Annotated in this window: 23 protein-coding genes and 1 tRNA gene; 8 read left to right on the forward strand and 16 right to left on the reverse strand. The window is 49.8% G+C overall.

Annotation, left to right across the window (positions count from 1 at the left end):
* The first annotated feature begins 87 nt into the window (after positions 1–87).
* Together EYB31_RS41270 and EYB31_RS41275 are read left to right on the forward strand one after the other, a co-directional pair.
* Positions 88–438: a tyrosine-type recombinase/integrase gene (locus tag EYB31_RS41270; RefSeq protein WP_165452538.1), complete on the forward strand. Its 351-nt coding sequence runs from the start codon at positions 88–90 to the stop codon at positions 436–438.
* 2 nt (positions 439–440) lie between these two features.
* Positions 441–806, forward strand: a complete 366-nt coding sequence (locus EYB31_RS41275) for a site-specific integrase (protein WP_276322079.1) — start codon at positions 441–443, stop codon at positions 804–806.
* 274 nt (positions 807–1,080) lie between these two features.
* Here EYB31_RS41275 and EYB31_RS21630 read toward each other — a convergent pair.
* Positions 1,081–1,153 (reverse strand) — tRNA-Ala (locus EYB31_RS21630).
* 64 nt (positions 1,154–1,217) lie between these two features.
* Positions 1,218–1,694, reverse strand: a complete 477-nt coding sequence (nrdR, locus tag EYB31_RS21635) for a transcriptional regulator NrdR (RefSeq protein ID WP_131015506.1) — start codon at positions 1,692–1,694, stop codon at positions 1,218–1,220.
* 133 nt (positions 1,695–1,827) lie between these two features.
* Between nrdR and EYB31_RS21640 the strand changes: the two genes are divergently transcribed.
* Positions 1,828–2,058: an alpha/beta-type small acid-soluble spore protein gene (locus EYB31_RS21640; protein WP_131015507.1), complete on the forward strand. Its 231-nt coding sequence runs from the start codon at positions 1,828–1,830 to the stop codon at positions 2,056–2,058.
* A gap of 52 nt (positions 2,059–2,110) precedes the next feature.
* Here the strand turns inward: EYB31_RS21640 and EYB31_RS21645 are convergent, their stop codons facing one another.
* From EYB31_RS21645 to polA, 5 genes are all read right to left on the reverse strand, one after another.
* The gene (locus tag EYB31_RS21645) at positions 2,111–2,728 is read right to left on the reverse strand and encodes a lytic transglycosylase domain-containing protein (RefSeq protein WP_131015508.1); all 618 of its coding nucleotides are present in this window, start codon (positions 2,726–2,728) and stop codon (positions 2,111–2,113) included.
* Complete coding sequence (gene coaE, locus EYB31_RS21650) at positions 2,725–3,321, reverse strand: dephospho-CoA kinase (RefSeq protein ID WP_131015509.1); 597 nt, start codon at positions 3,319–3,321, stop codon at positions 2,725–2,727. The genes EYB31_RS21645 and coaE overlap by 4 nt, the downstream gene beginning before the upstream one ends.
* Positions 3,322–3,351: 30 nt before the next feature.
* Entirely contained in the window at positions 3,352–4,035 is a 684-nt protein-coding gene (ytaF, locus tag EYB31_RS21655; protein WP_131015510.1) for a sporulation membrane protein YtaF, read from the reverse strand.
* A gap of 85 nt (positions 4,036–4,120) precedes the next feature.
* On the reverse strand, positions 4,121–4,972 hold the full coding sequence (gene mutM, locus EYB31_RS21660; RefSeq protein ID WP_131015511.1) for a DNA-formamidopyrimidine glycosylase: 852 nt from the start codon (positions 4,970–4,972) through the stop codon (positions 4,121–4,123).
* 47 nt (positions 4,973–5,019) lie between these two features.
* On the reverse strand, positions 5,020–7,689 hold the full coding sequence (gene polA / locus EYB31_RS21665) for a DNA polymerase I (protein ID WP_131015512.1): 2,670 nt from the start codon (positions 7,687–7,689) through the stop codon (positions 5,020–5,022).
* Between the two features lie 276 nt (positions 7,690–7,965).
* Here polA and EYB31_RS21670 point away from each other — a divergent pair, with 276 nt between their 5' ends.
* On the forward strand, positions 7,966–8,823 hold the full coding sequence (locus EYB31_RS21670) for a DNA-3-methyladenine glycosylase family protein (RefSeq protein ID WP_240762738.1): 858 nt from the start codon (positions 7,966–7,968) through the stop codon (positions 8,821–8,823).
* Positions 8,824–8,889: 66 nt separating this feature from the next.
* Positions 8,890–9,642: an HAD family hydrolase gene (locus EYB31_RS21675; RefSeq protein ID WP_165452539.1), complete on the forward strand. Its 753-nt coding sequence runs from the start codon at positions 8,890–8,892 to the stop codon at positions 9,640–9,642.
* Here EYB31_RS21675 and EYB31_RS21680 read toward each other — a convergent pair.
* From EYB31_RS21680 to pstC, 7 genes are all read right to left on the reverse strand, one after another.
* Positions 9,635–11,458, reverse strand: coding sequence for a bifunctional diguanylate cyclase/phosphodiesterase (locus EYB31_RS21680; RefSeq protein WP_131015515.1), 1,824 nt, complete (start codon positions 11,456–11,458; stop codon positions 9,635–9,637). The two genes, EYB31_RS21675 and EYB31_RS21680, sit on opposite strands and share 8 nt — an antisense overlap.
* Positions 11,459–11,561: 103 nt before the next feature.
* A complete protein-coding gene (locus EYB31_RS21685; RefSeq protein WP_131015516.1) occupies positions 11,562–12,098 on the reverse strand; it encodes a chromate transporter in 537 nt (178 codons plus the stop codon).
* Positions 12,099–12,110: 12 nt separating this feature from the next.
* Positions 12,111–12,752: a chromate transporter gene (locus EYB31_RS21690; protein WP_131015517.1), complete on the reverse strand. Its 642-nt coding sequence runs from the start codon at positions 12,750–12,752 to the stop codon at positions 12,111–12,113.
* A 400-nt stretch (positions 12,753–13,152) separates the two neighbouring features.
* On the reverse strand, positions 13,153–13,812 hold the full coding sequence (phoU, locus tag EYB31_RS21695) for a phosphate signaling complex protein PhoU (protein WP_131015518.1): 660 nt from the start codon (positions 13,810–13,812) through the stop codon (positions 13,153–13,155).
* Between the two features lie 18 nt (positions 13,813–13,830).
* Positions 13,831–14,592 (reverse strand): phosphate ABC transporter ATP-binding protein PstB, encoded by a 762-nt coding sequence (gene pstB, locus EYB31_RS21700; RefSeq protein WP_131015519.1) that lies wholly within the window; start codon positions 14,590–14,592, stop codon positions 13,831–13,833.
* A 3-nt stretch (positions 14,593–14,595) separates the two neighbouring features.
* Positions 14,596–15,453 carry a phosphate ABC transporter permease PstA gene (gene pstA / locus EYB31_RS21705; protein ID WP_131015520.1) on the reverse strand — a complete coding sequence of 286 codons (858 nt, stop codon included), beginning with the start codon at positions 15,451–15,453 and terminating at the stop codon, positions 14,596–14,598.
* Entirely contained in the window at positions 15,450–16,286 is an 837-nt protein-coding gene (gene pstC, locus EYB31_RS21710) for a phosphate ABC transporter permease subunit PstC (protein WP_170318259.1), read from the reverse strand. Before pstC ends, pstA begins: the two co-directional genes overlap by 4 nt.
* Positions 16,287–16,621: 335 nt before the next feature.
* On the opposite strand from pstC, the gene EYB31_RS21715 reads away from it, so the two are divergent.
* On the forward strand, positions 16,622–18,073 hold the full coding sequence (locus EYB31_RS21715) for an IS1182 family transposase (RefSeq protein ID WP_131015522.1): 1,452 nt from the start codon (positions 16,622–16,624) through the stop codon (positions 18,071–18,073).
* A gap of 717 nt (positions 18,074–18,790) precedes the next feature.
* Here the strand turns inward: EYB31_RS21715 and EYB31_RS21720 are convergent.
* Complete coding sequence (locus tag EYB31_RS21720; protein ID WP_131015523.1) at positions 18,791–19,717, reverse strand: phosphate ABC transporter substrate-binding protein; 927 nt, start codon at positions 19,715–19,717, stop codon at positions 18,791–18,793.
* Positions 19,718–19,993: 276 nt separating this feature from the next.
* Here EYB31_RS21720 and EYB31_RS21725 point away from each other — a divergent pair, with 276 nt between their 5' ends.
* On the forward strand, positions 19,994–22,024 hold the full coding sequence (locus tag EYB31_RS21725) for a methyl-accepting chemotaxis protein (RefSeq protein ID WP_165452540.1): 2,031 nt from the start codon (positions 19,994–19,996) through the stop codon (positions 22,022–22,024).
* 86 nt (positions 22,025–22,110) lie between these two features.
* Here the strand turns inward: EYB31_RS21725 and EYB31_RS21730 are convergent, their stop codons facing one another.
* Positions 22,111–22,932, reverse strand: coding sequence for an AraC family transcriptional regulator (locus tag EYB31_RS21730; protein WP_131015525.1), 822 nt, complete (start codon positions 22,930–22,932; stop codon positions 22,111–22,113).
* A gap of 139 nt (positions 22,933–23,071) precedes the next feature.
* Between EYB31_RS21730 and EYB31_RS21735 the strand changes: the two genes are divergently transcribed.
* On the forward strand, positions 23,072–23,848 hold the full coding sequence (locus EYB31_RS21735) for a sugar phosphate isomerase/epimerase family protein (protein WP_131015526.1): 777 nt from the start codon (positions 23,072–23,074) through the stop codon (positions 23,846–23,848).
* The last annotated feature ends 2 nt before the right edge of the window (positions 23,849–23,850 follow it).

Genomic DNA, 23,850 nt, shown 5'->3' on the forward strand with positions numbered 1-23,850 from the left:
CGCTTCAAGCAGAGCATGCAAGCCTTGCGCTCATGAAAAAATTAACCACATAGCTGTGGTTTTCATTTTGCCCGGGTGGTCAACTTTTTGATTAGCGCAGTGGTCAACTTTTTCATTGACATTCACATACGTTTCCTAAAGCTTTGCGAAAAACATGAACTGCATCTTGCATTTCTGTTGGCACTGACAACCGGAATGCGGCAATCCGAAATATTGGCGCTGAGATGGAAAGACGTAGACCTTGAACAAAGTGTGCTTTATGTTCGTCAAACCCTCAGTCATGACGGAAAGCAGATATATCAGGATACCAAAACGAAATCCAGTATGCGAACCATTACGCTAATTGATCGCACCCTTGGAGAATTGGAAGCGCAGAAAAGAAAATACGAAAAGAAACGGCGCTCGGCCGGAGCGCGATCTTTCAAGATAATGATTTAATCATTTGCACCACGGTTGGAACCCCTGTCAATCCACGCAATTTGCTCCGCACTTTCTATGCCCTGATGAAGAAGGCTGACGTGCCTAAGATCAGATTCCATGACCTTAGACATACCGTGGCTACCCTGATGCTGAGCCGCAACATTAATCCCAAAGTAGTAAAGGAAATATTGGGCCATTCCGATATACGTGTCACCTTGGATACGTACAGCCATGTGCTTCCTTCCGTCCATAAGGAAACGGCGCAGCAGTATGGCAACATGCTTTTTGGAGTCGAGCAAGGGAGCATGGAACGTGAAGCCTCTCTCGCCGTCATGCCTACTGGCCTGTTCAATTCCAGTTCCGAATCGTCAACGACGATTCAATAATTCGATCCCAAGCTACTGACCGCGTTTCAGTAGAGCATTCGGAGCAGAACAAAATGAATCGACCTGTCTTCAATAGAGGACAGGTCGATTGGATTTCTTTGCAAAAATAATGTTCTGAACGAAGCACATCAGCTTCCTAAAAAGCTTAAATATCATCAAAAAAATTCTTACTGTGACCAATCGTGTGACCACAGCCCAAAATCATTACTTTTCCGGCAAAAGAAAAAACCGCCAAACACTCGGAAACCCTTGTGTTTAGCGGCTTTATTCATTATGGAGCCTAGGGGGATCGAACCCCTGACCTCATCGCTGCCAGCGATGCGCTCTCCCAGCTGAGCTAAGGCCCCGTGTGGCGACAAAAAGAATAATATCACGGCAAGAGAGCGCTTGTCAACATATATTCTCGAAAAGTTATTTTCTGCGATCGTCGCCTTGGTGTTTGCCAAGCAAATCGTTCAATTCCTTCATGAACATGCCGATATCTTTGAACTGCCGGTACACCGACGCAAAACGGATATACGCCACCTCATCCATCGGATACAGCTGTTCCATCACAAATTCGCCGATTTCCCGGCTGTCCACCTCGGCTTGCGCCGTGTTGCGGATTTGCTTTTCGACTTCGGATACGATGGATTCGAGCATCTCCACCGAAACCGGCCTTTTTTCACAAGCGCGGATCAGGCCGCGCAATATTTTCTCGCGGTTGAATTCTTCGCGGCTGCCGTCTTTTTTGATGACGATCAGCGGCGTCTCTTCCACCATTTCAAAGGTCGTAAACCGCTTGGTGCATTTTTCGCACTCGCGGCGCCGGCGTATCGACTTATTTTCATTGGCTGAACGCGAATCGAGCACCTTCGTACCCGGATGATCGCAATAAGGACATTTCATGAGTTAAATCCTCCGCTAACAATAGGCTGTTTTTACTGAAATCCGCACCCTTTATTTCCCAACTGTTTCCTGTAATGAACTTCTGCGAAAAGCACATAATAGGAGTACCAACAACGAGGAGGTGAAACACGACATGGCAGCAGGACAATCCCGCAGCAGCAATCAGCTAGTTGTTCCTCAAGCGACCAACGCTTTGGACCAACTGAAGTATGAAGTAGCTCAAGAGCTCGGTATCGCCATCCCACAAGATGGATACATGGGCAACATGGCTACTCGTGACGCAGGCGCAATCGGAGGCCACATCACTCGCCGCCTGGTGCAAATTGCTGAACAGCAACTTGCAGGCAGCAGCCAATTCCGCTAATGACTTATTTATGAAGATCGCATGAAAAGAAGAGGCGTTGGCACTGACTCCTTTAAAGAGACAGTTCCAATGCTTCTTTTTTCATGGATACGTTGTTTTCGAGGGACATGTCATCTACATATATTTTACGATATTTTTCATAATAATAAAGCACACGCTGAACGTAATGACGGGTTTCCCCATAAGGAATGCTGCTCGCCCCTTCCAGCGTGCCGTCCCACTCTCCCGATTGGAGCCACTTGGATACTTTGCCTTGTCCCGCATTGTATCCGGCAATCGCGGCGTAAGCATTGCCTTTAAACTGCTTATGCAGCCAGCTGACATACCACGAGCCTACCTGGATGTTCACTTCCGGCTTGTTTAGCTGCGACGACCATTCAGGCGAAAAACGCGCGGTATCGATGATCCACTCCGCCGTGTCCGGCATGAGCTGCATAAGCCCGTAAGCGCCCTTATGGGACTTCATTTCGGGCTGAAAATTCGACTCCACCCTGATCATAGCCGCGATCAAAAGCGGATCAATATCATAATTCTTCGCGTTCCGCGTAATCTCCTGCTTATATTGTATCGGATACAGCCATTTGGCAATGTAGGGGTTCGAATAAAACAATATAGTTATAAAAGTAAGCAGCAATATAGCGAAAACACGCTTTTTCCGCCAAAAGCTCATGTAATCCCCCTCTCACGCCAAAAAAGTTCAAGCTGCCGCTCCGTTTCGGCGAGCTCTCCGCTATTGTCAATAACAATTTGCGCCAGCGCCTTCTTATCGTCAATCGGCATCTGCGCCCTTAAGCGGCTTTCAGCCTGCTCTAAGGTAATTCCATCCCGCCGCATCAGCCGCCTAAGCTGAAGCTCCCGGGGAATGTATACAAGCATCACTTCGGTGAACATCCACTCCAGCTTCGATTCGAATAATAACGGCACGTCCACCACAACAAGCCGGTCCGGCCGCTCGGATTCATACCGCTGCATCCGTTCCTTCATAATCGCGCGAATGGGGGGGTGCAGCAAGTTTTGCAAATCGTCTCTAGCCGAAGCATCGTTAAAAATAATTTCGCCCAGCTTCTTCCGGTGCAAGCCGCCATCCGGCAGCAGCACAGCTTGTCCGAACCGCGCAGCAACCCGTTCCAGCACGGGACTGCCGGGCTCCACCACTTCGCGCGCAATTTGATCCGCATCGATTAAAACCGCACCGCGGCGCACGAGCATTGCTGCCACGGTGCTTTTGCCGCAGGCGATTCCACCGGTTAAACCTATATTCATGGTATATAACCCCGCTTGAGATTTTGCATATTATAACATTTTCATAATACCCATAATAATCAATACGCAACCCGGCAAAATGGAAAGCTTGCGAATCCAGGATAAACCGGAATACATAAAGCCGATTCTGAGCCCTGCAGATAAAAAAGTACCGCTCGCCAGCGCAATCACGATGGAGGTCAGCACCGGCGCAAATCCAAGCAGCGCGGCCCCGATTCCCGCTCCAAACGAATCCAGCGAAAGCGCAAGGCCAAGCAGCGTTGCTTCTGATGCCGAAATATTGCCGGAACGGTCAATATCGGCTACCGACGGCGTCCGCAATATTTGAATGACCAGTCCCAGACGTTTGAGTTCAATGTTCAAGAGCTGTTTGCCAGCCCCGCCTTGATTCTCCCCTTCAACCGCTTGCTTTTGAATAATAGCGTTAGTTTCCGGCGATTCTTCATCCTTCTGCTGAGACAGTTGATACAGAGCCCATATCCCGATACCAATCAATATGACGCCACCGGCGATTTTGGCATAAACAGGCGGCAAAAACCGGCTAAGATATACGCCGATTTGCATGGAAGTAAAAATAACAATCCCGGACCAACAGGAAATAATGGCAACCGAAACAAGCGGAATACGAATTTTGCGAAGCCCGTACATGACGCCAACGCCAAAACCGTCAAGACTGACGGCAAACGCCAAAATCAATAAAGAAATGACCGGCACTTGATGTTCCCTCCTTCAACATTACGGATTCATACCCCTAATATATGGGAAGGGACCTGGGCGGGTGCATCGACACCCCGCAAATTCATTGTTTCAGGCTGCGTTTGCGTTTCAAAGGCTGGCAATGGCCGCAATAATGAGTACCTCTGCCCGCTACCACCGTCTTAATAATCGGCCTGCCGCAGACGGCGCATGGCTCGTTCTGACGGCCGTAAGCTTTCAATTGCTGCTGAAACATTCCCATTTCGCCTTGGCCGTTAACATATGATTTAATCGATGAGCCGCCGGCTTCCACGGCCTCCGACAGCGTGCGGACGATGGCCTCATGCAGCTTCTCAAGTTCGCTGCGTGAAAGCGAATCCGCTTCTCTTTCGGGATGGATGCCGGCAGCAAACAAAGACTCATCCACATAAATATTCCCGATGCCAACAACGTATTCCTGATTGAGCAGCAGCGGCTTAATTTTGGTTTTGCGGTCTCCTATGGCATCCCGGAACAACTTGAAGGTGAAGGAGTCGTCAAGCGGCTCCAAGCCAAGCTTCTTCAGAGGCGGCTCCAGCAGCTCCTGCCCTTTTGAGAAAATGTGCATCGTGCCGAACTGCCTGACATCTTTATAGCGCAGCTCGGTACTGTCGGTAAAATAAAAAATAACGTGCGTATGTTTCTCGACCGGATCGTCCTGACCGTATAAACCATAACGTCCTTCCATACGCAGATGAGACACCAGCGCCAGATCGTCCAGCTTGAAGAGCAGGAACTTGCCTCTGCGCTCAACAGTCTGGATTGTCTGGTCCTGCAGCAGCAAGCTGAACTGCTCCGTATCGTCCGGTTTTTGTATGATCCGGGGCAAAAACACACGAACACGTTCGATCGTTTTGCCTGCCACAAGTTCGTTTAATGTCCGTCTGACCGTCTCTACCTCCGGCAATTCAGGCATGTTGGTTCACCTCACAGCTCATTTCGCTAAATGTTATTGTGTTATTGTTACTTTGCTTCGTACCAGTTGAGTCCGTCATCTACATCCACTTTCAGCGGCACATCAAGCGCCAGCGCGCTTTCCATCACTTCGGAAACAATGCGGCGCATCGTTTCCATCTCGTGCGGCGGCACTTCGAACACCAATTCGTCATGCACCTGCAGCAGCATACGGCTTTCGAGCTTTTCTTCGCTCATCCTCGCCGCCAGCTTGACCATCGCAAGTTTGATAATATCCGCCGCCGTGCCTTGGATCGGCGTATTCATCGCCGTCCGTTCGGCAAACGAGCGAAGATTGAAATTGGATGCCGTAATTTCCGGCAAATATCTCCGCCGCTGCAGCAGTGTAGTAACGTAACCGTTTTGTCTGGCTTCTTTGACGATATCGTCCATATATTGTCTAACCCCTTGGAATACGGCGAAATACTGCTCGATAAAATGAGCCGCTTCCTTGCGGGTAATGTTCAGGTTTTGCGATAAGCCGTAATCGCTGATGCCGTATACGATGCCGAAATTGACGGCTTTGGCTTGGCGGCGCATATTGGCATCCACTTGATCGGCGGTCACGCCAAACACATCCATGGCCGTTTTGGTATGAATGTCCATGTCGTTCACAAACGCTTCCTTGAGCCGCTCATCCTGCGAAATATGCGCCAGCACGCGCAGCTCGATTTGCGAATAATCCGCGGTCAGAATCGACCAGCCCGGTTCGGAGGGCACAAACACCTTGCGGATTTTGCGGCCTTCCTCCAGCCGGATCGGGATGTTCTGCAAATTCGGAAATTGGCTGGACAAACGTCCCGTTGCGGCAATCGTTTGTCTGAAATACGTGTGTACCTTGCCGGTTTCCGGGCGAACCTCCTTAAGCAAACCTTCGACATAGGTCGACTGCAGCTTAGCCAGCGTGCGGTAATGCAGAATTTCACCGACGACCGGATGGTACGGTTCAAGCTTCTCCAATACCTCGGCATCGGTGGAATAACCCGTCTTGGTCTTCTTAATTACCGGCAGACCTAACTTATCAAACAAAATGTCGCCAAGCTGCTTAGGCGAATTGATATTAAATTCCGAACCCGCCAACTCATAGATGTGGCTTACAATCTGCTCCAGTTGAGCGGAAAGCTCTTGGCCGTACTGCTTCAGATCTTCCACATTTACGCTGATGCCCTGCCGTTCCATCCGCGCCAGCACGATGGCCAGCGGCATTTCCAGATCAAAGATCAGCTTGTGCATGCCGTTTTTCTCCAGCGCTTCATGCAGCACCGGCGTCAACCGGTGTATCGCCGCCGCTTTACGGCCGATATACTCGCTTAACGCATCCAGCGGCGGGACTTGAAACTTCGCCCCTTTGCCGAATACCGCTTCATCGGATGGCAAGCCGGGCAGACCGTATTTGGAAGCCAGACCGTCCAGCGTCAACGCCGACTCGGTAGGATCAAGCAAATAACCCGCCAGCAGCACGTCCAGCGAAACGCCCTCAAGTGCAACACCGTTCCACTCCAACGCCACTTTGATCTTATGCATATCGTAAACCGGAACCGCTTTGTCCGCATCGGCCAGCCAATCGCACACACGTCCGGCCAGCTCTCCGGTCAAAACGTCAAACGGAACATAATACGATGTGCCATCGCTATAAAATGCGGCGCCCAACACCTCGGAGACATGCGGATTTTCGCCGACAACTTCTATATGGACCGCTTGAATGCTGTCCAGCCGTTCGACTAACGCTCCAATACCCGCTTCATCGGCACATACGACAACCTGCAGCGCCTCTTGCGGCGCTTCCGCTTCGGATGAGTCCGCGCCGTTATCGCCTGCTCCCGAGAAATCCATTTTCTCGAGCAGCGATTTAAACTCCAGCTTACGAAACATGCCTTGCAAAGCGCTTGGATCATAACCGGAATAGGCCAGCTTGTCCCATTCGCCTTCCATCGGCACCTCGCGGTATATCGTCGCCAGCTGCTTGCTCATGATGGCGTCCTGAGCGTGCTGCTCGACTTTCTCTTTCATCTTGCCCTTCAGCTCGCCGGCATGCTCGATAACCTGTTCTACCGAACTGTATTCGTGCAGCAGCTTAAGCGCCGTCTTCTCGCCAACGCCGGGAATGCCCGGAATATTGTCCGAGGAATCTCCCATCAAGCCTTTCAAATCAATGATTTGAAGTGGTGTCAGCCCATACTTCTCCTGAATTTGCGCCGGATCGTACAGCTCCACCTCGCTGATCCCTTTTCGCGTCAAGGCGATCGTCACCTGATCCGAAGCAAGCTGTAACATGTCCTTATCTCCGGTCACTACAACAACTTCCATCTTGGTTTCATCGGCCAAGCGGGTTAATGTGCCGATAATATCGTCCGCTTCGTAACCGGCAAGTTCGTATTGCGATATTTGAAAAGCGGTCAGCAATTCTTTAATCAGCGGAAACTGCTCGGACAGCTCCGGCGGCGTTTTGGCCCGTCCGCCTTTGTATTCCGTATATTCTTTATGTCTAAACGTGATCTTCCCCGCGTCAAAAGCGACAAGAAAGTGGGTAGGCTGTTGTTCTTCGATCAGCTTAAGCAGCATCGTCGTAAATCCGTACGCCGCATTCGTGTGAAGTCCTTGTGTATTGCTCAGCAGCGGCAAAGCATAAAACGCCCGGTTCGCCACACTGTTACCGTCGATAATAATTAATTTCGGCATATATTGCACCTCATTTATAAACATACTACTTCCATCATAGCATATGGGCGACTGACAATAAAACAAGCAAGATTACGAAAGCGCGCCGCCTCTTCCCTGCGCTAAAATAGAACTGTCATTACCAATACATCAGCATTTGCAAATGAAAGGATGGTTTCATCCATGAGCGACCCGGCCGAATCGATTCGCGAAGGACATGCGCGGCCGCAGCAAGCGTTTCCCGGCACAGTTCAACAAAACGTCATTATCCCTGTCCCCGAGCCGTTCCATTTTCAGATGAACTTGGACTATTTATCCCGCTCCGACAACGAGTGCATGTTTCATGTTCAAAACGATAAGTTATACAAGCTGGTACCGTACGGTGAAAAACAAATGGAGCACGCGTTGATTGAAATCAGCGCCGGACAAGGTCATTCGCTGAACATCCGGTTCCTCGGCGACGTTCCGCCTTCCGAGGCTTGCCGGTTGGCTGCGGTCCGTTACGTGCAGATTTGGTTCGATTTCGATACGGACCTTAACCCGTTCTACCGGATGGCCAACCGCGACCCTCTGCTAAAAGAAACTGTAAAACGGTTCCGCGGCCTCAGGCTCATCGGCATTCCCGATTTGTTCGAAGCTTTATGCTGGGGAATACTTGGACAACAGATCAATCTGCCTTTTGCTTATACGTTAAAAAGAAGATTTGTAGAGCAGTTCGGTCACAGCGTGAGCGGCGGCGGCCATGAGCTGTGGCAATTTCCGGCACCGGAGATCATAGCCGGTCTAGAGGCCGAACAGTTGACCCGCTTGCAGATCACAAACCGCAAAGCCGAATATTTGATCGGCGTTGCCGCGCTGATCGCCGAAGGGAAGCTGAGTAAGCCGATGCTGCAGCAGGAGCCCGATTTTGCGGCGGCGGTTAAACGGCTCACAGCAATCCGCGGCATCGGCCCGTGGACGGCTCATTATGTATGCATGAGATGCCTCCGGGTGCCTTCCGCTTTTCCTATTGAAGATGTCGGTTTGCACAATGCGATCAAGCTGATGCTCTCCATGGAACGCAAGCCGACGCTGGACGAGATTCGTCAGCTGGCCCAAGCTTGGACCGGCTGGGAAGCTTACGCCACATTTTATTTATGGAGAATGCTTTATTGAGGGGTGATCTCCAGGGCCCGCGCATAAACTGAATTAGAGGCCAGCATAAGGGCGGAGGTGGAGAAGGTGAAACCTTTATTTACACCATCACACAAAAAAGTGTTGTTTTTTGACGTTAATCAGACGATTGTCGCCAGATCGCTCAGTTTCGAGGACGGTTTTAAGGAAACATGGCGAGAATATACGGCCCGCATGGATACCGAGGATGCGGAAGAATGGAATGAAAACGCGGTGTATGTAAAATACAGGACGGCGTGGCAGGCCCGCGACAAGATGAAGCAGCCGGGTTCGGATAAACAGGAGCTGCAAGAAATGGCGCTGCGTGAAGCCGTACGCGATGCCGGGCTGATCGTTCACAAATCGTTCGCCCGCGATTTTTTTCAGCATATCAGAACAAAGCAGCACCGGTCCAAAACGCTTGTCCCTCACGTGCTGGAAACACTGCAAACGTTATCCCCCCACTACACGCTGGCAATCATATCGAACAGCCGCAAGGAAGATATCGAAGCGCTGATCCGCAGGTTCGATCTGCAGCGTTTCTTCCCGGGGGAACGCTGCTTCACAGCCGTAAAGCTGGCGGAGAAAAAACCGAACGCCTCGTTGTTTAAATTTGCGATGAAATCGCTCGGCGTTTCTCCATCCCAATGCGTGATGATCGGCAATTCCTACCGCAACGACATTTGCGGCGCATGGAAAGCGGGTATCGACGCCGTCTGGCTGCAGCGGAACGTCCCCAAGAAGAGCATCCCGCCAAGGCGAAACCAGAAGAAGCTGACCGTCATCAAGCAATTCGAGCAGCTTCTCGATCTGTTTAAGTAAGGGCCGCCACGCCGCCGGCAGCCCGTCCATCGCCATTGCTGCCGAGATTTCCCATAAAATAAACGCTGCCTTGCTTCGATTTCGATTGTTTCTTCAAACGGGCCGCCGCCTGCGAAATCTGGTCCATCGTCACAGGTGTGCGGCATTCGCAGATGACAACGGACAGTGAAATTGTGACCCCTTCGCTATCCAGCTTTTTGCCGCTGCGATCCTCCACATACGTCCAATCCTCCGGATCATAGAACATGCTGACACCGGCGTCGAACCTGCGGATCATTTCCTTGCACAGCGCTTCCGGCCCTGCCGTTCCGGACATGACTATGAAGTCGTCGCCCCCGACATGTCCGACAAAGTCGTACGGATTACCGCATACCGTAATCGCCTGTTGCAGCACATCCGCGGTAAATTGAATCAGCTGATCTCCTTTTTTGAACCCATACCGGTCATTGAACCATTTAAAATAATCCAAATCGGCATAAATGACGGTAAAACTTTCACCGGTCCCCAGCCGCTTATTCAGCTCGCGATGAATGGGAATGTTGCCCGGCAGGCCCGTGAGCGGGCTTGCCATCTTGGCGCTTTCCATGCGGGCGTTCGTAATGCATTCGAGAATCGAGCGAATCGACGCCACACCGGCCATCTTGCCTTTGTCCGCAATGATCACCAGATCGTACAAATTGTTAATGTCCCGCGACGTCGCTTGCAGCGATACCTGCTCAACCGGCATGCCGCAATCCACGATCAGCGGCTGCTTGTCCATTACTTGATCGATCGGCCGGTTCCAAAAGAGGGAAAAGCCGTATTGACCGGCAAGCTGCTGAAACAACCGTTCCCGCATAATCAGCCCCACCGGCTGTTCTCCATCCAATACGACAGCGCCGGTCGCGCTCACATTCATCTTGAAATAACCGGCCACTTCCGAAATCGGCGCTTTGACGGAAAAACAGCGTGCCGGTGTTCTGAGCTCTCCTATGGACCATGAACCCATCCCATCGTCTACCTTGCGGTGCTGTAAAATCATATGGCTGTGATCGTCATGCAGGCGGACAAACATATCGTTAGGTCTGCCCAAATAATATCCTTGTCCGAAGTGTACCCCCATGCGGGTCAGCTTCACCAGCTCCTCGGCATCTTCGATGCCTTCGGCAATAATTTGTATATTCAGCTTCCCGGCAAAGGTAACCAGCGTTTCTACGATATATTCCTTTGTTTTATTCGTATGAATCGAATGAATCAGCGAACGGTCCACTTTGATATAATCGGGGTTTAATTCGGCGATCGCCTGAAGCGACGAGTAACCGGCCCCTGCATCGTCTATCGCAATTTTGTAGCCTTGGTTGCGATAATGCTCCAACACCCGCTGCGCCAGCGAAAAATCTTCAATGGAACTGCGTTCCGTCAGCTCCAGCACGACGTTGCTCGGCGATAATCCCCGCGCCTGCAGCAGCTCCAGCGTCTGTCCGGGAACAAACCGGGGATCCTGCAAAATCGAAGCGGAGATGTTCAGAAACAGCATCTGCCGGCGATCGTCAAAACCCGCTCCTTGAATCGCTTTTTCCCTGGCAATCCTCTCAAGCTGATATAACACGCCTGCGGTTTCCGCATATTGAAACAATGATAGCGGCGATGCAAAAAAGCCCTGTTTTGGTCCTCGCGTTAATGCCTCGTACCCAAGTACGCCGGCATCATTTAAGGAAACAATGGGCTGATACACCGTATGAATTTTTTTATTATGCAGAATGTCCCAGAATTGCTCGCTTTGCTGTAAGGAGGGATCCAAGCTGCCGCTCTCCGTCTGTGCCATTTGTTCGTTCACCCATATCACCCTTAAGTCCCAGATTATGTCTGAGATTAGACTAACATAGGAAATTTATCGCAGTATAAAATTGGCAGAGCCAAGTGTTAACTTTTTGTAAAGTTTATTGGAAAATAGCAATGCCGAGCAGCCCGGAAATGCATATAATAACAAGCGGATGCATCTTATAACGAAGAATTCCGATTACAAAAACGACAACAAGCGCAAGCGTAACAACAATTTCCCATACCTCGGTGTGGCCGCTGCTGCTGTTCATCGCGTAACGAATGGCCGCAAATGCGATCAATCCCGTAACGACCGGACGCAGCCCGTAGAACACCGCCTGCACCGTACGATGCTGATGGACTTTGTAGAAGAAGGCGGCCAGCAGCACAATAACAATTAATGAAGGAACAATCATGCCTAGTGTAGAGGCAATCGCTCCGGGCAAACCTGCAATGCGGTAACCGATCAAGGTGGCGCAGTTGGTGGCAATCGGGCCGGGCGACATGCCCGCGATCGCAACGGCATCGATAAATTGCGCTGAGTCCATCCAGCCCCGGCTCGACACCTCACGTTCGATAACCGGAATCATCGCATATCCGCCGCCAAACGAAACGAAACCTATTTTAAGAAAAGTAATAAATAATGACCAAAGCATGCCGACCATCCCCTATATTCCGTCACCGATGAAATAATCGTCCACTGTGTAGCCGGAAGTTGTTTTGGTAACGCGAACTTTCTTCTGCTTGACTTCCATGCCGAACCATACCTTGAACTGCACCAACACAACGCCGACGAAAAGTCCAAGCACAATCATCAGGATCGGATGCACATTAAAATCGATCAGCAGAAGCAGCGCTACAATGGCCGTCACCAGCGTTGTCTTGTCCTTCACGGCCGATTTGCCCATCCGGTAAGCGGCAATGACGATTAATGCGATAACAGCCGCGTGAATGCCTTTAAACGCCGCCTCAACCATCGGATTGCTGCGGAACAAGCCAAGCACGAGACTAAATATGAAAATGATCAGGAATGTCGGTAAGCCGATGCCCAGCACTGCGGCTGATGCGCCCGCGATGCCGGCAAGCCTGTAGCCGATAAACGCCGCCGCGTTGACGCCGATCCCTCCCGGCGCGGAACCTGCAATCGACAGCACATCCAGCATTTCTTCACTGCTAATCCATTTGCGTTTGGCCACCACTTCTTCTTCGATCACGGGAATCATCGCGTAACCCCCGCCGAACGTAACCGGGCTGATTTTGAAAAAAGTCCAGAAGATTGGGGCAAGCTGCCCCCATTTTATGCTCCCCATGTCCCCACCGCTCTCCTCATTGATTGTCTTTATTATACACCACTTAATTCCGTTTTGGAATAAACTATTTTACTATTTCTAATACTTTTAAAGAAAAAGGCTATTTTACCGTTGTCTTATCCCCAGTACACAACCTTGTTTTATCCGAAATGGAATATAGTTTATTTATCTTATCCGAATACTTCTAATTAAAAACTCCCGCAAGCTTCTCAGCTTAACGGGAGTTTGGGTATGCTCTTAGCACGAATGTACTTCATCGAAAGGGCTTCGATCAGAAGCTTTTCTTATAATATCAGAATTTATAAGTTTTGAGCGAAGCTCAAGGATTCTGATATTTCAAGAATAAACTTCCGCTAAACCGCGGTCGCTCATCCTTGAAGGGCTGCGATAGAAGTTTTTCTTATATATTCAAATCCTTGCGTTTACCGGTCACCATATAAATGACGCCTTCGCCGATGTTTGTCGTGTGGTCCGCCACCCGCTCCAGGAAGTGGGCTACCAGCAGCAGGCTGGATAACTGACGGTTTTTCGTGATATCCGTAGACATTAAGCTCACAATATCATTCAGCACGGAGCTGTAAAGCTTATCGACCTCATCATCTTTTTCCGCTAGAGCCGCCGCCTGGTTGACGTCGCGTTCGGTGTAAGAGAGCAGACTTTCTTTCAGCATGACCTTAACCATGCCAGCCATTTGCGGGATATCCTCAAGCGGTTTAACGAGTTCTTCGCCTTGCAGACGGATCGTGATTTTGGCGATATCAACCGCATGATCGGCGATTCTCTCCAAGTCTGTCGCGATTTTGGAAGCCATGCCGATCAATCGCAAATCGCTGGCCATCGGCTGCTGCAAAGCAATGAGCCGCAAACACCTTTCTTCGATGTCCTGCATCATATCGTCAATTAAATCGTCGGAACCGATGACCTGCCGCGCCCGCTTCTCATCCAGCTTTGCCAACGATTCTACCGCTTCAAAAATCGCATTTTCGACGAGTGAACCCATTTTCAGCAGCTCGCTTTGAAGCTGCTTTAAAGAATGATGAAAATTTGTCCGATTATCCATTGGTAGTAGCTCAGCCCCTTATCCGAAACGTCCCGTAATATAGTCTTCCGTCCGTTGATCGGAAGGTGTGGTGAAAATTTTATCCGTTTTATCGGATTCGACCAAAAACCCGTTTAGGAAAAATGAAGTATAGTCCGAAATCCGCGCCGCCTGCTGCATATTGTGGGTTACGATAATGATCGTATATTTGTCCTTCAACGTCTGGGTAAGTTCCTCCACCTTCAGCGTGGAAATCGGATCCAGCGCCGAGGTAGGCTCATCCATCAGCAGCACGTCCGGTTCGACGGCCAGCAGGCGGGCGATGCACAAACGCTGCTGTTGACCGCCGGAAAGTCCAAGCGCGGATTTATTAAGGCGGTCTTTTACTTCATCCCACAGCGCCGCCTGAACGAGGCTGCGCTCGACGATTTCGTCAAGCTGGGCTTTTTTCTTCGTACCGTGAATACGCGGACCGTAAGCGACATTTTCGTAAATGCTCATTGGAAAAGGATTCGGCCGCTGGAATACCATACCTACCCGTTTCCGCAAGGAAACAACGTCTGTCGAAGGATCGTAAATGTCGGTTCCGTCCACATAAATACTTCCGTTGATGCGCACGCTATCGATCAAATCGTTCATCCGGTTCAGTGTCCTCAAGAACGTCGACTTGCCGCACCCGGATGGGCCGATCAAAGCTACGATATTGTTGCTTTCAATGGTCAGATCGATATCGTGAAGAGCATGATTTTCTCCGTAAAACAAGTTGCATTTATCCACTTTGATTTTATGTTTAGTAGCCACGTGTTATTTCCCCCCGGAAAGTCGTTTTTGCAAAAATCGGCTGGGCAAAGCAATCAGCAGGTTGAAGGCGAGCACAACCAGCAGCAGCAGCGCGGCGCTGCCTTGGGCAATCTGCTTGGCGTCCGGCACGATCGCTTCGGATTGAACGTACCATAGATGCACCGACAACGTTTCGCCCATCGTCAGCGGATTGAAGTCCGGGAAAAAGCGGGACACGGAAAGACCGGCTGTATAGATCAGAATCGCCGATTCCCCAAGCGCGCGGCCGGCAACCAGCGTAATTCCCGTAATCAGATTGGGCAAAGCGGCAGGCAGCAGCACGCTGCGGATCGCCTGCCAGCGGGTGGAGCCAAGAGCCAGCGATGCTTCCCAATACGATTCTGGAACCGAGCGGATCGCTTCCTCCGTAACCCGGACAAGCACGGGCAAGTTCAGCAGAGAAAGCGTAGCGGCGCCGCCGATAATGGAAAACTTCAAGCCCAGCAAACTGGCGAACACCAGGTATCCGAACAATCCGAATACGATCGACGGAACGGAAGACAAAGCTTCGACCGAAATGCGGATCAGATCGGTAAATTTATTTTTCTTCGCGTAAATCGATAAGTAGATGCCTGCGCTCATGCCGATTGGCACGGAAATGAGCAGCGATAGGAAGAGAATATAGAATGAGTTGAACAACTGCGGGCCCACGCCGCCGCCGGCCATAATTTCCTGCGGTTTGCCGGTAATGAAATTCCAGGAAAGCATCGGCAAACCTTCACCTAATATTTTCACAAGAAACCAAGCAAGCAGCAGCATAATCAGTACGCCGGAGAACCATAGAAAACCGGTTGCCATCCGGTCCTTATGTTTGCTTGTCATTTCACTTCACTCCTTTTAGCGACGATTCGAATGACGAGGATAAGGAATAAGGAAATGAGCAGCAGCATAAGTGCCATTAAATACAACGTATTGTTCCATGTAGAGCCGTAATTCGTGTTGCCCATGTCTTTGACGATTGCCGTCGTCAGCACTGTCGTAGAATCAAGCAGCGACTTCGGCATTTGCGGGGAGTTGCCGATAACCATGAAAACTGCCATCGTTTCGCCAATCGCGCGGCCCATGCCCAAAATGATCGCTGTAAGAATTCCCGGACGCGACGCCGGAAGAATCACCCGCCAAATGGTTTGCCACCGGGTAGCCCCCAGCGCCAATGACGCTTCTTCAAAACGCGGCGGCAGCGAGCGAACCGCATCTTCGGAGATGGACAAGATCGTCGGCAATATCATGATCGCCAAGATGATCGCTGCCGGCAAAATCCCGTAACCCAAACCTTCGTTAAATTTCGCCAAGAAAGGAACAACAACGGTCAATCCGATCAAACCGTAGACGACCGATGGAATGCCGACAAACAGATCGGTTGCCGGCCGCATAATCTCTCTTACCCAGTTTGGTGCGATTTTTGCCAAAAACACAGCGCCAGCCAAAGCTAGCGGCAGTGAAAGCACAACGGAAAGCAATGTCAGCAGCAATGTGCTGTATAAAAATGAGAATGCCCCGAATTTATTCTGCGTTGGCGTCCAGTCGTCCGAGAAGAAAAATTCCCATGGCGTGACGCCCTGAAATGCTTTGACCCCTTGCATACCAACAAACACAATAACGGAAAAAATAATCGCTGATACCAGAATGGCGCTGCCGACGAAGATCAGCTTCATAACTCCGTCGACCCGATTCTGGCCGCGAGTCCATTTGTTCCTTGCATTCCGATCTTCCGTTCGCTCTTTTGTGACGTTTCCGGCTGTTGTTTCCACTATACGGCTGCCCCCTATACAAAACTTGCTTTATTCTTGTTATGGACATTATATTGAATGTTTGTAATCAGAAAACGGGCTGATTGTTAAGGGAATGTAAAATCTAGGACTCCCCCTCAATCCCCCGAGGCCACTGAAAAAGTCCTCTCTAGAGAAAAGGTACAGCCCCTCAAAAAACTTTGGGAAGGTTGTACCTTTTTCTGTACAATTTAAGTATCAAAACCAAGTGGGTGAATGTGATGATTCAACAACAACAATCCATGACGCTAAGTCCCTACATAGAGCTATATAACGTGGTAATACCCAAGGATAATATGTTGCGTCAAATCAATGAGCTCGTCGACTTCTCATTTGTATATGAAGAACTGAAAGAACGCTATTGTCTGGAGAACGGTCGAAATGCAATCGACCCTGTTCGTATGTTCAAATACTTGCTCTTGAAGACAATCTTTGAGTTGTCCGACGTTGACATCGTTGAGCGATCCAAATATGACATGTCATTCAAGTACTTTCTTCATATGGCACCGGAGGACCCGGTGATTGACGCCAGTTCATTAACCAAGTTTCGAAAATTGCGGCTTACCGACCTGAATCTGCTGGACATGCTCGTGGGCAAGACGGTTGAAATTGCACTGGAGAAGGGCATAATCAAAAGCAAAGCCATCATTGTCGATGCGACCCATACGAAAGCCCGCTACAATCAGAAATCCCCTCGGGAAATCTTAATGGATCGTGCTCTAAAGCTGAGAAAAGCCTTCTACAAGGCGGATGAATCGCTGAAAGCGAAGTTTCCAGCCAAGAACACCAGCGATGTGCTTGAGAACGAAATCAGCTACTGTCAAAAGCTCATCGCAGTGCTTGAAGCAGAGGGAGGCATCTGTGAGCTACCTAAGATAAAAGAACCGTTGAATCTATTGAAAGAAACAGTCGCGGAGGACCTGGAACAGTTGCAAATCTCGGAGGACCAGGATGCAAAAATCGGCCACAAGAGCGCAGAGTCCTCATTTTTTGGCTACAAAACGCATCTTGCCATGAGTGAAGAACGGATTATTACCGCCGCCGTTATAACAACGGGTGAAAAGAATGATGGCAAGCAGTTACAGAAGCTGATCGAGAAAAGCAAGGAAGCAGGAATGGAAGTTAAAACAGTCATTGGAGATGCAGCCTACTCTGAAAAAGACAATATCGCATACACCAAGAGCAGTGAAATTGAACTCATTGCCAAACTCAATCCACTCATTACACAAGGTGGGCGAAAGAAAGAAGACGAATTCCAATTCAATAAGGATGCAGGCATGTATGTGTGTAAGGCCGGCCATATGGCGATACGGAAAGCACGGAAAGGAAAAAAGGGTATCGGTAAAAACCGAAAGGACGCCTACTATTTTGATATAGAAAAATGCAAGAGATGTCCGTTCAAGGAAGGGTGCTATACCGAAGGAGCAAAAAGCAAAACCTACTCGGTCAGCATTAAATCAGCCGAACACACCGGACAAATGGCATTTCAGGAAAGCGAGTATTTCAAAGAAAAAGCGAGGGAACGCTATAAGATTGAGGCGAAGAACAGCGAACTAAAACACAGACACGGGTACGACGTAGCGTCTTCCTCGGGTCTATTAGGGATGGAATTACAAGGAGCCATAGCGATATTTACCGTGAATCTAAAGCGAATATTGAGGCTGATGAAGTAAGAAACCGACCATACAGGGCTGCTTAAATATAAGAAAGACGACCATTATCCCGAAAAAAATGGGAATGAAGGTCGTCTTTTCATTTATTTCCCATAGCTGCTCAAAAAACTACAAGTTTTTCAGTGGCCTCCAATCCCCCAAGGGGGACCCCCGGGCGTTCAGGCACCCCGGGACCCCGCATGCAGGGCGCAGCTGTGTGCCTCGAGCGTCGCGCATGCGTTGCGCCTGGCCATCGCTGGCGCTTGGCCTTTAACGCAACTGCGCTTACTGCGGCGCATTGATGCGTGGCGCGGCGGTGTGACTCGGAAGCCGCGCATTCGTGCGCCTTGCTTTCGCTCCGCTTAGCATTGGCGCACTGCGCTTTACTTTGGAGCACGATGATACTTGGGACAGGACAAATCGCGAACCCGCGTGCTGGGCGCGACGGGAAGCTTTGGGACCCGCGCATTCGTTGCGCCTTGCTTTCGCTTCGCTTAGCATTGGCGCACTGCGCTTTACTTTGGAGCACGATGATACTTGGGACAAGACAAATCGCGAACCCGCGTGCTGGGCGCGACGGGAAGCTTTGGGACCCGCGCATTCGTTGCGCCTTGCTTTCGCTTCGCTTAGCATTGGCGCACTGCGCTTTACTCCTGAACGCATGCGATGCTACTTGGAATAAGACAAAAAGAACGCCTTAGCGGCGTTCTCGGAAAATCCAATTATGGATAAAATGGATTATTTCTTAAGCAGGTTGGCTGGCAGGAACTTCAGCTCTTCTACCTTTTTGGTTTGGAACTCAGTGCCTGTGATGTAATCGATGAATGCTTTGGTTGCGCCGGTAGCTTCACCTTTGGTATACATCAACTCTACGCCGTACAGCGGGTATTTGCCGTCTTTAATTGCGTCTTTGCTGAATGCTACGCCTTCGAATTTCAAAGCTTTGATCGTATCGTTCAAGTACGGAGTATCCACATAACCGATAGAACCGGCTGTTTGGCCTACAGCTGTCGCAACCGCGCCGCTGGACTCTTGAGTTACGCCGTCTTTGGAGAACTCTTGGCCGTCAAGCACGATCTTTTTCACAAGCGCACGGGAACCGGAGCTGTCAGGACGGTGGATCAGAACGATCTTTTGATCTTTGCCGCCTACATCTTTCCAGTTCGTAATTTTACCGAGGTAGATGTCAGCCGCTTGTTGTTTGGTCAAGTTGTCAATGGAAACTTCTTTGTTAACGATCAGTGCGAAAGGAGCGATAGCCGCTACGTGAGGCACCAGGTTTTTGTCTTTGTATTCAGGACCTGCTTCAACGTCGGAGTTACCGATGTCGGATGTGCCGTCAGCTACGTTTTTAACGCCCACGCCGGATCCGCCAGCCGTTACGTTAACCGTTACTTTTGGGTTGGCTTTCATGAAGTCTTCGGAAGCTTGTTTTACAAGAGGAAGCAAGGCGCTGGAACCGGAAGCCGTTACCGTTCCGCTGATTTCTTTAGCAGGCTCAGGTTTTTTGTCCCCTCCGCCGGATTGTTGCGCTGCTGGAGCGGCGGCATTTGTATTTGTTTTCGGCTGTTCAGCCGTTTTGCTGCCACACGCTGCGAGGAACCCCACTGATAATACGGCAACCATTGCTAAGCTCAAACTTTTCTTCGACATTTGCAAAAACATTTCTCATGTCCTCCCTTTGTTTTGTTCTCTACTTGACCAATACTAACAGCGTTTTGTTAACTTCAAACCCGCGATTCGTAAATTTTATGTAAAAAAAATCATTCAAGGCGGATCCTTTTGCAACATGCCGGATTGCAGCCTTTTTATATAAGAAGACAAGCAGCAACTGCATAAATTTAACATCGGACTAACATAGTGCGAAGGCTCTTTTAATACAGGTTATTTATAATCGGAGACATAAACAATCGTCGAATGACGTGAGAGGGGAGCATGGGGATGTCTTTAAAAATAAAGCTGATTGCGGGTTTTGGCGGTATGCTGGCGGTGTTTCTATGCATGGCGATGTTTAATATCCACCAGGTGAAGCTGATTAAAGACCAGCTGGTATTCCAGAACGGAAAAGTCGAGCTGAAACAGATGGCCTTGGAATTAAAAGAAACGGTTCAGGAATTAAACATCATTGCATCAGGACTCGAAATATCGAAAAAGCCCGAATACATACCCATATATAATGAAAAAAGGAAACAGTTCGATCAAATGATTAAACAGATCGGCGATACCGCAACAACGCCGGACCAGATCGCTTGGCGCAGCAAGCTGATCTCCTTGACGGTCGATTACGCCAATACATTTGATGTGGCGGCCAAGCTGGTGCAGGAGAATAAGCTGCCGCCGGTCGACATGGACAAAAACATGGAATACTTATATAACGAATCGCAAAAACTGAAAGATGAGATTTTTTCAAACGTGGACAAGTTTTATGTAGTGTATTCCGAAGACGCAAGCACCGCTATCGCCGCATCTCATACGATGCTTGACGACACCTTAAACATTATGGTGCTGTTATCCATTGTCGTAGCCGCGGCATCCATCGCACTAGCATACGCCTTGATCCGTTCGTTCGTACGGCCGATACTGCGTTTGCAGACGGCGGTCGGACTGATCGCCGCGGGCGATCTGCGGCATAAAATCAACAACCGTTCCCGCGATGAGCTCGGCGTATTAAGCCAAAGCTTCGACCTGATGGTCGATCACGTCAACAATATGCTGGCCCGCACGCAAGCCATCGCCTATTCGTTAGCCGATCATTCGCATTCCTTTCAGAGTTTCGCCAGCTCCACGGCATCTGCAAACTCCGAGATTGTCAAATCCATTCAGGAGATGTCAACAGGAGCGCAGCAGCAAGCGGAGCAATCGGAAAAAAGCAGCTTGATTATCAGCGATCTGGATCAGGAGCTGCGGCTCATTTCAAACTCCATGCAGACGATCAGACTAGCGGGCGAACACGCGGCTCACAATACGGAATTGGGAACTTCGGCGATAGATACGCTCCGCTTAAAAGCCGAACAATCGGAGCAAATCTTGGCAAGCGTGTCGGAAGCCATGGAGACACTTAACGCCAGTTCGCGGCAAATCGGTACGATTACCGCTTCCATTACGGAAATTTCCGCACAAACGAACATCTTGTCGCTTAACGCTTCCATTGAAGCGGCCAGAGCAGGCGTGCACGGCAGAGGATTCACCGTTATTGCAGACGAAGTCCGTAATTTATCTACGCAAACATCCAAGTCGGCCCAGTCGATCGCGGGTATTATTCATACTCTCCGTACTAGAATGAACGAGCTGCAAGCGAGCATCAATTCAGCGCAAGTCTCGATGTCCGAGCAAAATGCCAAGGTTCATGAAACAACAACCGCGTTTGCCTCCATCCGAAGCAGCATGGAGGAACTTTCCGGTCAGATCGATCAAGTCCATCATAAGGTTGAGGAAGCCAAGCATAAAAACGAGACGCTGGTCGATTCCGTCCAATACGTTGCCGCAATCGCCCAACAGACCGCAGCCGGTGTGGAAGAAATCACCTCCACTTCGCTGATACAGGACGCATCGCTGCACAAAATCGCCTCCGAAGCGGACGATATCCATATGTTGTCGCAGAAATTGTTCCAGGAAATCAACCAGTTCCAAATCGATGTTAAGGATCAGCCTGCAGACATGGAATTGACGTTGAGAGATGACGATCACAAAGAAAGCGAAACAATGGAATGGAATATACCGTTTGCGGCAGAGGAATTTTCAGCCGGCGGCATGACTGAAGTGAACATGCCGGAAAGAGCATTGGAAGAGGATATTCAATCCGAAGAAATGAAACCGGCGGGATCCACAGCGGAACAACCGCTTCTTCAGGAAGAACCGGCGGCTTCCGGCGATCCGGACAACTCGCAGAAACAAGCTAATGAAAAAGAAAAAGAAAAAGAGAGTGAAAAGGAGAAAGCCGAAAAACAAGACGACAAACTCGTCCTTGTGTAACGGCTGTCTCTCTTATAATCTGCGCCCCTGCGGCACAATAGACCGATTCATCAACCTCCCTCCCGAATTCCTGGAGAGAGGTTTTTTTATTTAATTCTTGGAGTCCCCATATCCGTATGGAGTTCCCTATATTCGGTCGGCGACATGCCTTGCTGCGTTTTAAACACTCTATGAAAATACGAATAGCTGCCGAAACCGCATGTTTCAGCAATTTGCTGCAGCGTCATTGTGCTGTATTTCATCCGCTCCAGCGCAATGGCCGTCCGCACTTCCAGCGTAAATTCCATCATCGATTTGCCGTAGCATTCTTTAAACAAGTGAGCCGCACGGGAAACGCTCAAGTTGACGTGACGCGCCACATCTTCGATTTTAAACGAGACGGCGGCATGTTCTTCGATAAAACTTTTCATCCGTGTGGCGACAAATGGTTTGCCTTTCACCGGCTCGGCCGGAACAATCGCCCGATCCAACATCAGACACAAGGAACGCAGCAGGTAATCCGCCATTTCGGAGCTGCTTTCTTCGAATCTGCGTTTCTCCAAAATAATCATTTTCCATAAAGCCAGCAGCTTGTCATCCAGATCGATACGCGTCAAGACCGGCTTGGGCGACCGGTTCCACCACTCATCCAGCCACGGGCCTTTGCAAAACAAATAATAATCGCCGCTGCCCACAACCGGTCCGAACGGCGCGCTTTCATATTCATCGACGACTAACCGATAAGGCATGCCCGGTTTGAACAGCAGCAGATCGCCGGGACCGACAGGCACCATTTTGCCGTCCACCAGCGCCATAGCCCCGCCTTCCGCTTGCAATCGGAACAAATAAGTATGCACCCCGCCCGGATAAGCCGAGACAAAACGTTGCGTATGATAGGAATAGCTGCACATCAAAATATCGGAATTCATGGCTCGCTCCATTAATAGCAGAATAGTTCATATACTAACTATATAATTCATATTCATTATAAAGGTATCGCATTATAATGTGAACTAAATACGTCAAGTTAAATACGTATACTTTCCCAATTAAAAGGAGTGTCCCATCGTGAGAAAATTAGGTATCGGTCTGCAGATGTATACGCTTCGCGACGAAACAGCCAAAGATTTTCCAGGCACGCTTCGCAAAGTGGCTGAGCTTGGTTACGAAGGCGTTGAATTTGCCGGTTACGGCGGTATTCCTGCCGAAGAAATGCGCGATCTGCTGCAGGAGCTTGGTCTTCAAGCCATTGGCAGCCACGTGCCCTTAAAAAACATGCAAACACAACTTGCCGATGAAATCGCTTACCTGAAAACGATTGGCGCGAAATACATGGTCTGCCCATATTTGATGCCGGAAGACCGGCCCGACAACGAAGATGGCTGGAAGCAGCTATTCGCAGTTTTGGCAGAAATCGCCGCAGAAGCTACCAGAAACGGCTTGATTTTCGGATACCACAATCATGATTTTGAATTTGCCGGCAAAGTAGGCGGCGAATACGCGCTTGACGCGATGTACGCTTCGATTTCCGAGGATATCCTGAAGGTCGAGATGGATATCGGCTGGGTGCAATTTTACGGAATTGAGCCGGTTTCTTATATCAACAAATATGCCGGCCGGCTTCCGCTCCTGCACATCAAAGATTTCCGCATCGGCGAAGACCAAAAAATCGATACGGTCGAGCTTGGCGTAGGCCTCATTCCGCTAAACGACGTTATCAAAGCCGCAGCTGACGGCGGAACCGAATGGCTGATCGTGGAGCAGGACCGCTGCGCCAAACCGTCGCTGGAAAGCGTTGCAATCAGCATGGACTGGCTGAAATCAAACTACTTAACATTAGTGTAAGA

The organism is Paenibacillus thalictri (assembly GCF_004307995.1).
In the GTDB taxonomy this organism is placed as follows: Bacteria; Bacillota; Bacilli; order Paenibacillales; family NBRC-103111; genus Paenibacillus_AF; species Paenibacillus_AF thalictri.

What these genes read in the sequence shown, in the direction of transcription:
- mutM (WP_131015511.1), bottom strand. Translation starts at nt 4,972, where the DNA reads ATGCCTGAATTGCCGGAGGTAGAGACGGTCAGACGGACATTAAACGAA.
- EYB31_RS21690 (WP_131015517.1), bottom strand. Translation starts at nt 12,752, where the DNA reads ATGGGGAGCATAAAATGGGGGCAGCTTGCCCCAATCTTCTGGACTTTT.
- EYB31_RS21725 (WP_165452540.1), top strand. Translation starts at nt 19,994, where the DNA reads ATGTCTTTAAAAATAAAGCTGATTGCGGGTTTTGGCGGTATGCTGGCG.
- EYB31_RS21715 (WP_131015522.1), top strand. Translation starts at nt 16,622, where the DNA reads ATGATTCAACAACAACAATCCATGACGCTAAGTCCCTACATAGAGCTA.
- coaE (WP_131015509.1), bottom strand. Translation starts at nt 3,321, where the DNA reads ATGAATATAGGTTTAACCGGTGGAATCGCCTGCGGCAAAAGCACCGTG.
- EYB31_RS21670 (WP_240762738.1), top strand. Translation starts at nt 7,966, where the DNA reads ATGAACTTGGACTATTTATCCCGCTCCGACAACGAGTGCATGTTTCAT.
- nrdR (WP_131015506.1), bottom strand. Translation starts at nt 1,694, where the DNA reads ATGAAATGTCCTTATTGCGATCATCCGGGTACGAAGGTGCTCGATTCG.
- pstC (WP_170318259.1), bottom strand. Translation starts at nt 16,286, where the DNA reads ATGAAGCTGATCTTCGTCGGCAGCGCCATTCTGGTATCAGCGATTATT.
- EYB31_RS21645 (WP_131015508.1), bottom strand. Translation starts at nt 2,728, where the DNA reads ATGAGCTTTTGGCGGAAAAAGCGTGTTTTCGCTATATTGCTGCTTACT.
- EYB31_RS21720 (WP_131015523.1), bottom strand. Translation starts at nt 19,717, where the DNA reads ATGTTTTTGCAAATGTCGAAGAAAAGTTTGAGCTTAGCAATGGTTGCC.
- polA (WP_131015512.1), bottom strand. Translation starts at nt 7,689, where the DNA reads ATGCCGAAATTAATTATTATCGACGGTAACAGTGTGGCGAACCGGGCG.
- EYB31_RS21640 (WP_131015507.1), top strand. Translation starts at nt 1,828, where the DNA reads ATGGCAGCAGGACAATCCCGCAGCAGCAATCAGCTAGTTGTTCCTCAA.
- phoU (WP_131015518.1), bottom strand. Translation starts at nt 13,812, where the DNA reads ATGGATAATCGGACAAATTTTCATCATTCTTTAAAGCAGCTTCAAAGC.
- pstA (WP_131015520.1), bottom strand. Translation starts at nt 15,453, where the DNA reads ATGACAAGCAAACATAAGGACCGGATGGCAACCGGTTTTCTATGGTTC.
- EYB31_RS21685 (WP_131015516.1), bottom strand. Translation starts at nt 12,098, where the DNA reads ATGCTTTGGTCATTATTTATTACTTTTCTTAAAATAGGTTTCGTTTCG.
- EYB31_RS21730 (WP_131015525.1), bottom strand. Translation starts at nt 22,932, where the DNA reads ATGAATTCCGATATTTTGATGTGCAGCTATTCCTATCATACGCAACGT.